This is a genomic window from Pseudonocardia sp. ICBG601 (assembly GCF_020496245.1).
Map to the genome: position 1 here is coordinate 1 of NZ_JAHLJA010000257.1, position 7,663 is coordinate 7,663.

At 74.1% G+C, this 7,663-nt stretch carries 11 protein-coding genes and 2 pseudogenes; 5 read left to right on the plus strand and 8 right to left on the minus strand.

What is annotated here, in order from left to right; all coding sequences use genetic code 11:
- Positions 1 to 258: 258 nt before the first annotated feature.
- Genes KPL57_RS69055 through KPL57_RS64595 form a run of 3 tightly spaced genes read left to right on the plus strand, consistent with a single transcriptional unit; the run spans position 259 to position 1,414 of the window.
- Positions 259 to 687 (plus strand): MFS transporter, encoded by a 429-nt coding sequence (locus KPL57_RS69055; protein ID WP_308253573.1) that lies wholly within the window; start codon positions 259 to 261, stop codon positions 685 to 687.
- Complete coding sequence (locus tag KPL57_RS69060; RefSeq protein ID WP_308253575.1) at positions 672 to 1,079, plus strand: MFS transporter; 408 nt, start codon at positions 672 to 674, stop codon at positions 1,077 to 1,079. The genes KPL57_RS69055 and KPL57_RS69060 overlap by 16 nt, the downstream gene beginning before the upstream one ends.
- Positions 1,076 to 1,414 carry a hypothetical protein gene (locus tag KPL57_RS64595; protein WP_226359389.1) on the plus strand — a complete coding sequence of 113 codons (339 nt, stop codon included), beginning with the start codon at positions 1,076 to 1,078 and terminating at the stop codon, positions 1,412 to 1,414. Before KPL57_RS69060 ends, KPL57_RS64595 begins: the two co-directional genes overlap by 4 nt.
- Positions 1,415 to 1,656: 242 nt before the next feature.
- Here the strand turns inward: KPL57_RS64595 and KPL57_RS64600 are convergent, their stop codons facing one another.
- From KPL57_RS64600 to KPL57_RS64625, 6 genes and pseudogenes are all read right to left on the minus strand, one after another.
- Entirely contained in the window at positions 1,657 to 2,277 is a 621-nt protein-coding gene (locus KPL57_RS64600; RefSeq protein WP_226359390.1) for a hypothetical protein, read from the minus strand.
- 139 nt (positions 2,278 to 2,416) lie between these two features.
- A protein-coding gene (prfB, locus tag KPL57_RS64605) for a peptide chain release factor 2 (RefSeq protein WP_226359386.1) occupies positions 2,417 to 3,522 on the minus strand; the annotation gives its coding sequence in 2 pieces (ribosomal slippage) (positions 2,417 to 2,781 and positions 2,781 to 3,522; 1,107 coding nt in all).
- A 33-nt stretch (positions 3,523 to 3,555) separates the two neighbouring features.
- A pseudogene (locus tag KPL57_RS64610) lies at positions 3,556 to 4,064 on the minus strand (PadR family transcriptional regulator).
- 159 nt (positions 4,065 to 4,223) lie between these two features.
- A complete protein-coding gene (locus KPL57_RS64615) occupies positions 4,224 to 5,252 on the minus strand; it encodes an acyl-CoA dehydrogenase family protein (protein WP_226359391.1) in 1,029 nt (342 codons plus the stop codon).
- A 19-nt stretch (positions 5,253 to 5,271) separates the two neighbouring features.
- Positions 5,272 to 6,219: an acyl-CoA dehydrogenase family protein gene (locus KPL57_RS64620; RefSeq protein ID WP_226359392.1), complete on the minus strand. Its 948-nt coding sequence runs from the start codon at positions 6,217 to 6,219 to the stop codon at positions 5,272 to 5,274.
- Positions 6,216 to 6,443, minus strand: a complete 228-nt coding sequence (locus KPL57_RS64625) for an acyl-CoA dehydrogenase family protein (protein ID WP_226359393.1) — start codon at positions 6,441 to 6,443, stop codon at positions 6,216 to 6,218. The genes KPL57_RS64620 and KPL57_RS64625 overlap by 4 nt, the downstream gene beginning before the upstream one ends.
- A 141-nt stretch (positions 6,444 to 6,584) precedes the next feature.
- Here KPL57_RS64625 and KPL57_RS64630 point away from each other — a divergent pair, with 141 nt between their 5' ends.
- A complete protein-coding gene (locus tag KPL57_RS64630) occupies positions 6,585 to 6,812 on the plus strand; it encodes a hypothetical protein (protein ID WP_226359394.1) in 228 nt (75 codons plus the stop codon).
- A gap of 7 nt (positions 6,813 to 6,819) precedes the next feature.
- The gene (locus KPL57_RS64635) at positions 6,820 to 7,152 is read left to right on the plus strand and encodes a hypothetical protein (protein ID WP_226359395.1); all 333 of its coding nucleotides are present in this window, start codon (positions 6,820 to 6,822) and stop codon (positions 7,150 to 7,152) included.
- A 68-nt stretch (positions 7,153 to 7,220) separates the two neighbouring features.
- Here the strand turns inward: KPL57_RS64635 and KPL57_RS69065 are convergent, their stop codons facing one another.
- Both KPL57_RS69065 and KPL57_RS69070 read right to left on the minus strand, forming a co-directional pair.
- On the minus strand, positions 7,221 to 7,394 hold the full coding sequence (locus KPL57_RS69065) for a tyrosine-protein phosphatase (RefSeq protein ID WP_308253578.1): 174 nt from the start codon (positions 7,392 to 7,394) through the stop codon (positions 7,221 to 7,223).
- 98 nt (positions 7,395 to 7,492) lie between these two features.
- A pseudogene (locus tag KPL57_RS69070) lies at positions 7,493 to 7,648 on the minus strand (tyrosine-protein phosphatase); the annotation flags it as partial.
- Positions 7,649 to 7,663 lie beyond the last annotated feature (15 nt).

Here is a 7,663-nt window from a genome sequence, read left to right on the forward strand (position 1 = left end):
TGCTCGGACCCGGTGATCGAGTCCAGCCCGACCGCGCGCTCACCCGCCGCCCCCGCAGCACGCGCGACAGGTCGTGCACGGCGTCCACCAGGGCCGCCCAGTCGTCGTCACCTCCTTGACCTCGGTCACAGACGCGATACTACGCGACAGTTCATATATACCTTCATAGGTAATCGTCGCCGGAGAGGACAGTCATGACCGTGGGTACGAGCAGGCCGCGCCGAGGACGGTGCGGGGCCGCACCGTCCCGGACGGTGTGTGTGGATCAGCGTCCTCGCGCTGCTGACGGCCGTGGCGCCGCTGGCCACGACATGTACCTGCCGGTACTGCCGACGGTGGGCGGCCGAGCTGGGGGCGTCGGCGTCGGCGTCGCAGCTGACCCTGACCGCGTTCCTGGTGGGGCTGGCCGTCGGGCAGCTGGTGATCGGCCCGCTCTCGGACAGCTGGGGGCGGCGACGCCTGGTCCTCGCCGGCACCGTGCTGCTGTTCGTCGCGTGCCTGGCGAGCGCGGTCGCGCCGTCGGTCGCGGTGCTCGTCGTCGCCCGGTTCCTGCAGGGCTTCGGCGGGGCGGCCGGCCTGGTGCTGAGCCGGGCGATGATCTCCGACCGCACCACCGGTGCGCGGACCGCGCAGCTGTTCTCGCTGATGATGGCGATCAACGGGATCGCGCGGTGGTGGCACCGGTGATCGGCAGCTCGCTCGGCGGGGTCGTCGGCTGGCGGGGCATCTTCGTGGTGCTGGCCGGGCTGGCCCTGCTGATGCTGGTGTCGTCGCTTGTCGCGGTGCACGAGGACGTTGCCGGTCACGGCCCGCAGCACCGGCGGTGTGCGACGGACCTCGCCGACGTCGGCGCGCTCCTGCGCCGCCGTCGCTACGTCGGCTACGTGCTGGCCTTCGCCACGGCGTTCTCGATGATGTTCGCCTACATCTCCGGGTCGCCGTTCGTGCTGCAGCAGACCCTCGGCCTCTCGACGACGCAGTACGCCCTCGCCTTCGGGGCGAACGCGGCCGGCCTGGTGTGGGCAACGTCGTCAGCGGCCGGCTCGCCGCGCGGATCGCCCCGCGGCGCCAGCTCGTGACGGCCGTCGGCGGACTGGTGGTGCTGTGCGCGGCCCTGCTGGTCTCGTGCTGCTGGGAGCGGCGCGCTGGCCGGTGCGGTGCTGCTGTGCTCGCGACGCTGACGACGCTGGGCTTCGTGATGGGCAACAGCGCGGCGCTGGCCACCGGTGAGGTCCGCGACCGCGCCGGGGCCGGCTCGGCACTGCTGGGGGCCACCCAGTTCGGCCTCGGGGCCCTGGTCTCGCCGCTGGTCGGGTCGAGCGCGACGGCGATGGCCGTGACCATGCTGACCGCGGCCTCGCTCTCCGCCGTGTCGCTCGCCGCCCTGACCCGCGGGGCGACCGCGGCCCACTGAGCCCCGCCCGGGCTCGCCCGCGGCACCGCCGGCCGCGCCGACCCGCCGCACCGCCGACCGTCCCGCCGCGCGTCGGACGCGCGCCGAGATGCAGCTCAGCGGGAGTTGTCGATCTCTGCGGCCCGCTGAGGTGCATCTCGGCGCACCGCACCCGCCCCGGCCCGGCGCAGACCGCGACGCACACCCCGCGACGCGCGAGGCGCGAGACGAGGCGGGCGAGCGACGGGCCGCGGGGAGCGCCGTCAGGGGGCGGTGATCTCCACCGGCAGCCCGGGGTCGCGCGAACGAGACCGTGACCGCGCCCGGGACGGCGGCACCGGCGGTCTGCGTCCCGGTGGCCGGGGCCTGCGGCTCCAGACGCAGCCGGAGCAGCCGTCCGCGGTCGGCGGGGGCAGCGTCGGGGGCGCCGAGCCAGGCGGTGAACCGCGGGGTCGGCGAGACCAGCCCGGCGAGTTCGTCGAGACGGGTCCCGACCGCCGGGTCCGGGGCACCGGCCCGTGCGGCGGCGAGGTCCACGGACCCGGTGTAGGTCGTCGCGGCGACGCCGTCGACGTCGGTGGTCCCCGGCGCGGCGACGACGTCGCGCAGGCCGGGGCGGCGTGCAGCATCCCGCCGACGGCGCCGACCGGGACGAGCCCCGTGGACAGCGGCTGCCAGCGGTCGCTCCCACCGAAGCGGACCCAGGCACGGTCGTCGAGCACCCTGACCTGGGCGCCACGGGTGCCCAGGGCCACGGTGAGGTCCGCGGCGAACGGGGTGAAGCGGGCGGGACCGGAGGCACGCATCGGGCCGGTGACCGAGTCCAGCTCGACGTCGACCCGCGCCGAGCCGGCGTCGACGAGCGCGGTGCCCGCCGCGGCCACGGCGTCCTGGGCCGACGGTGCGGCGACGGCCGCGGGCGGGGCGCCGTCCGCGGCAGGCTCCTGGGCACCGCCGGTGCACCCGGCGAGCGCGAGCAGGACGAGCGCGCCGCAGGCGGCGGCGCCGCGCGACGACCCCGGCTCACGAGGCGGATTCGGTCTGCTTGCGCCAGCGGATGCCGGCCTCGATGAACTCGTCGATCTGGCCGTCGAGCACCTGCGAGGGGTTGCCCTCCTCGTGCTCGGTGCGCAGGTCCTTCACCAGCTGGTACGGGTGCAGCACGTAGTTGCGCATCTGGTTGCCCCAGGAGGACCCGGCCTCCTTGAACGAGTCGCGCAGCTCGCGCTCCTCCTGGCGCCGCTTCTCCAGCAGCTTCGCCTGCAGGACGGCCATCGCCGAGGCCTTGTTCTGCAGCTGGGAGCGCTCGTTCTGGCAGGCGACGACGATCCCGGTCGGGATGTGGGTCAGCCGGACCGCGGAGTCGGTGGTGTTGACGCCCTGACCGCCGGCCCGGAGGCGCGGAACACGTCGACCCGCAGGTCCTTCTCGTCGATCTCGATGTGGTCGGAGGTCTCGACGACCGGGGCCACCTCGACACCGGCGAACGAGGTCTGGCGCCGGCCCTGGTTGTCGAACGGCGAGATCCGCACGAGGCGGTGGGTGCCGGCCTCGACCGACAGCGTCCCGAACGCGTACGGGGCGTGGACGGCGAAGGTGGCCGACTTGATGCCGGCCTCCTCGGCGTAGGACGTCTCGTAGACGTCGGTGCCGTAGCCGTGCCGCTCGGCCCAGCGCAGGTACATGCGCAGCAGCATCTCGGCGAAGTCGGCGGCGTCGACCCCGCCTGCCTCCGAGCGAATGGTCACCAGGGCCTCGCGCTCGTCGTACTCGCCCGAGAGCAGCGTGCGGACCTCCAGCGAGGAGATCTCGCTGCGGAGCTTCGCGAGCTCGGCGTCGGCGTCGGCGACGGCGGACTCGTCGCCCTCGTCCTCGGCGAGCTCGTAGAGCACGGGCAGGTCGTCGAGCCGGCGGCGCAGGTCGTCCAGCCGGCGCAGGTCGCCCTGGGCGTAGGCCAGCCGGCTGGTGATCTGCTGGGCGGCGTCGACGTCGTCCCAGAGGTCCGGCCGGCCCGCCTGCTCGGACAGTTCCTCGATCTCCTGGCGCAGCCGGGGCACGTCGGCGACGGCCTCGATGCTGGACAGCGTGGTGTCGAGGTCCTTCAGGTCGGCCTGGACGTCGGAGTTCACAACGGTCGAGGGTACGCGGGGGTGCGCCCCGGCTCAGTCCTGGGGGATCGCGTCGATCAGCTTGATCATCGCCCGGGTGTGGGCGACGGCGAAGTCCGCGACCGGGCGGCCGTAGGGGTCGTCGGTCGCGCGGGCGGCGGCACGCGCCACCGCGAGCCGCTCGGCGTAGGCCTCACGGGCGGCCGCGACCAGCTCGGTGCGCTGCTTGACCGTCAGCGTCCCCGCGTGCAGCAGCCGCAGCACCAGCGGGCTGCGGACGGCGTCGGCGTCGCCGCCGGTGGCGAGCCAGTGCTTGAACGACCGCTTGCCCGCCGCGGTGATCACGTACTGCTGGCTGGCCCGGGGCCCTGCTTGCCCAGACGCAGCAGCGCCTCCTCGGTCAACGCGGGCAGCTCGCGGTAGACCTGGCTGCGGGTGACGGAGAAGAACAGCCCGAACCGCTCACCGGCCGCTGCCACCAGCTGCCCGCCGGTCATCGGCCCTCCGTGGAGCAGGCCGAGGAGAGCGGCGGCGGTGGCGTTGACCGGTGTGACGGGTGCCATCGTCCGACGGTCCCACGTCCGGGCCGGGCGCGCGAGTCCACAGCGCACATCCGCCCTGAGCAGACGGCGTGCACTGTGGCCTCGCGCCGACCTCGCGCGGGCCTCCGGCCCGGCCGCGGTGAGCGGGCCGGGCCGGACGACGCGCGGCCCGAGGACGGGTCAGGCGCCGACGGTCAGGGAGGCGATCCGCTCGCGGGAGACGGCGACGTCGCCGTACTGGCCGGCGAGCCGCTTGGCGCGCTTGTAGAAGAAGTGCGCCTCGTGCTCCCAGGTGTAGCCGATGCCACCGTGGAACTGGATCATCGCCGCGGTCGTCTGGAGCGCCACGTCGCTGCTCTTGGCCTTGGCGACGGCGACGGCGAGCTCGGCGTCGTCGAGCCCGGTGTCCACCGCGTGCGCGGCGTAGAGCGCCGTGTGCTCGGCCATCGTGACCCCGACGTGCAGGTCGGCCAGCGCGTGCTTGAGCGCCTGGAACGACCCGACGGGCACACCGAACTGGGTGCGCTCGCGGTCGTAGGCGACGGTGCGGGTCAGCGCCTCGCGGGCGATGCCCACCAGGTCCGCGGCGACCAGCACGGCCGCCCGGTCGGTGAGCAGCCGCTGCAGCACGACGGTGGTGCCGGGCAGCGCCTCGGCGGTCCCGCCGCTGCACGACGCGAGCCGGGTGGTGCCGTCGTAGCTGCCGACCGGTGACGCCGTGGCGCCGGTGACCAGCGCCAGCCCGGGCAGGCCGTCCTCGGCCGGCGCGACGACGACGTCGGCCAGGGCGCCGTACTCCACCACCGGCAGACCGGACGCGGCGCTGCCCCGGGTGGTGAACGCGCCGACCGCCTCGCCCGCGGCGAGCTTCGGCAGCCAGGCCGCCTTCTGCTCGTCGGAGCCGGCGAGCCGGATCGCGTCGGCGGCCAGCACGGTGCCGCGCCACGGGCCGGGCGCGACGCCCGCCCCGAGCGCGCGGGCGATCACCTGGGCCTCGACCAGGCCGAGACCGAGGCCGTCGTGGTCCTCGTCGACGGTGACCGCGGTCCACCCCTGCTCGCCGGCCGCGCGCCACAGCGACGCCGGGTTGCCGTCGTCGGACGGGTTCTCGACGACCGTGCGCACGGCGGCGAGGTCGAACCGCTGCGCCAGGTAGTCGCGCACCGCGGCGCCGAATTCCTGCTGGTCGGAGGTGAGTGCGAAGAACATCGGTGGCTCCTCCTGCGGATCAGCGGGGCAGGCCGAGCACGCGCTCGGCGGTGACGTTGCGCTGCACCTGGGACGAGCCGCCCCAGATCGTGACCGAGCGCGACCACATGGCCTGGGCGTGCAGCGGACGCAGGTCGGTGCCGTCGGGCAGGGCGTCCAGCGTGGCGTCCTCGCCGAGGATCCGGTCGTAGACCTCCCAGAGGTCCTGGAACGCCTCGGACCACTGCAGCTTGGTCATCGACGCCTCGAAGCCGAGGTCGCGGCCCTGCTCGACCTGGGTGAGCACGTGCATCGAGTGCAGCCTCAGGCACTCCAGCTCGGTCAGGACGCGGGCCAGGTCGTCGCGGATCACCGGGTCGTCGGCACGGCCCAGCTTCCGCGCGACGGCGGCGATCTCGTCGTACTGACGACGGAACTCGGTGTACTGGGAGATGCCGGACGCGCCGCGCTCGAAGGACAGCAGCAGCATCGCGGTGCGCCAGCCGTCGCCGATCTCGCCGAGGCAGTCGGTGACCGGGACGCGGGCGTCGTCGAAGAACACCTCGCCGAACTCGCTGGCCCCGCTCATCTGGCGCAGCGGCCGCGCGGTGACGCCGGGCTGGTTCATGTCGATCAGCAGCATCGAGATGCCGCGGTGCTTCTCCGACCCGGCCTCGGTGCGGACCAGGGTGAAGATCTTGTCGCCGTGCACGGCGTTGGTGGTCCAGACCTTCTGTCCGTTGACGACGAAGTCGTCGCCGTCGCGCACGCCCTTCGTGGACAGCGCGGCGAGGTCGGAGCCGGCGCCGGGCTCGGAGAAGCCCTGGCACCACACGACCTCGTTGCGCAGCAGCGGGCCGATGATCTCCTTCTTCTGCGCGTCGGTGCCGATCGCCATGACCGTCGGCGCGAGGAAGGTCAGGCCGAGCGGGTTGACCGTGCGCGGCGCCTGGGCGCGGACGGTCTCCTCGTCGTAGATGGCCTTCATGCCGGGGTGCCGCCGCGACCGCCGTACTCGACGGGCCACTGGATGCCGGCGAACCCGGCGTCGGCCTTGTCCCGCTCCCAGTCGCGCCGCAGCCGGAAGCTCTCGGAGTCCTCCAGTGACTCCCAGAACCCGGGGCGGGTCCACTCGTCGGGGATGTGGGCGCGGAGCCAGGAGCGCAGTTCCTCGCGGAACTCCTCCTCGGCGGGGGTGAAGGTCAGGTCCATGGATGCACCCGTTCTGCGTGTGAGGTCGGCACTGTCCCGCCCCGGAGCCTTCCATACCCGCCGGTAACCTGCTTCCCACGGCGTGCCCGTGGCCGGTGGCGGTATGCGCGGAGTACCATTCCGGTATGCGCAGCGAGAGGGGTGACGGTCACGCTGCCGGCCGAGCTGGTGGCAGAGGCGAGGGACGCGGTGTCCCGCGGATCGGCGGCGAGCCTGTCCGCCTACGTGGCGGAAGCCGTGCAGGCACGGCAGGACCGGGACCGTTCCCTGGCCACCCTCGCGGACCTCTACGGCGGTCCCCCGCCGGCCGACGAGCTGGATGCCGCGCGCCGTTCGCTGCGCCCGGTTCCGCCCGTGGCCGTCGGCTGAGCCCGCGATGATCGGCGGACGCGTCCTCGATGCCTCGGCTCTGGCGGCCTTCGCGACCGGTCGCCCCGTCTACATGCGCGCCCTGGTCTGGGCCGCGGTGGAGGAGAACATCGTGCTCGCGGTGCCCAGCGCCGCCCTCGGCCGCGCCTGGTCGATGGTCGACGCCGAGCACCACGCCGCGTTGCAGGTCCTGCTGGGCCTGCCGAACACCGTGATCCACGAACTCTCCCCGGAGAGCGCCCAGGAGGCCGGGCTGCTGCTCGCCTCCCAGGGGCTCGACGACATCGTGACCGGCCAGGTCGTCACACCGCCGCCCGGCGCCGGGGCTGGCCCGCGGTGACCGGGGACCCGGGGTCGCTGCGCAAGCTCGACCCGATGGTGCCGATCGAGGAGCTGCCCTGAGGGTGCTCAGGCACTCTCCTCGCGCAGCCGGGCCCGCAGGCGCGCCAGCTCGTCGTCGGTGAGGCCGTTCTCCCGCAGCCAGCCGACCGGGCCGCCGTGGCGCTCGTCGAGCAGCCGCAGGAACTCGGCCATGACCTCCGCCCGCGGGCGGTGCCGGTCGAGCTCGTCGGCGGGCGGCATGGGCTCCCCGGAGGCGGTCGTCCACTTCTCGAACAGGGCGTCGATCCGGTCGCGGACAGCGCGTAGTCGGCGGTGATCTCCTCCCGCGGCACCCCGACCGCGGCGCACACCAGCGCGACGAGCACCCCGGTGCGGTCCTTGCCCGCGGCACAGTGGACGACGGTCGTGCCGGAGTCCAGGGCCGCGATCCGGCGGACCCCGTCGACGACGTACTCCCCCCGGCCCTCCAGGTAGGCGAGGTAGTGGCCGAGCATCGGGTCGAGCGCCGC

Bases quoted from the DNA above. Each gene is read 5' to 3' on its own strand.
- KPL57_RS64615 (WP_226359391.1), bottom strand. From the start codon at position 5,252: ATGTTCTTCGCACTCACCTCCGACCAGCAGGAATTCGGCGCCGCGGTG.
- KPL57_RS64620 (WP_226359392.1), bottom strand. From the start codon at position 6,219: ATGAAGGCCATCTACGACGAGGAGACCGTCCGCGCCCAGGCGCCGCGC.
- KPL57_RS64625 (WP_226359393.1), bottom strand. From the start codon at position 6,443: ATGGACCTGACCTTCACCCCCGCCGAGGAGGAGTTCCGCGAGGAACTG.
- KPL57_RS64635 (WP_226359395.1), top strand. From the start codon at position 6,820: ATGATCGGCGGACGCGTCCTCGATGCCTCGGCTCTGGCGGCCTTCGCG.
- KPL57_RS69065 (WP_308253578.1), bottom strand. From the start codon at position 7,394: ATGCCGCCCGCCGACGAGCTCGACCGGCACCGCCCGCGGGCGGAGGTC.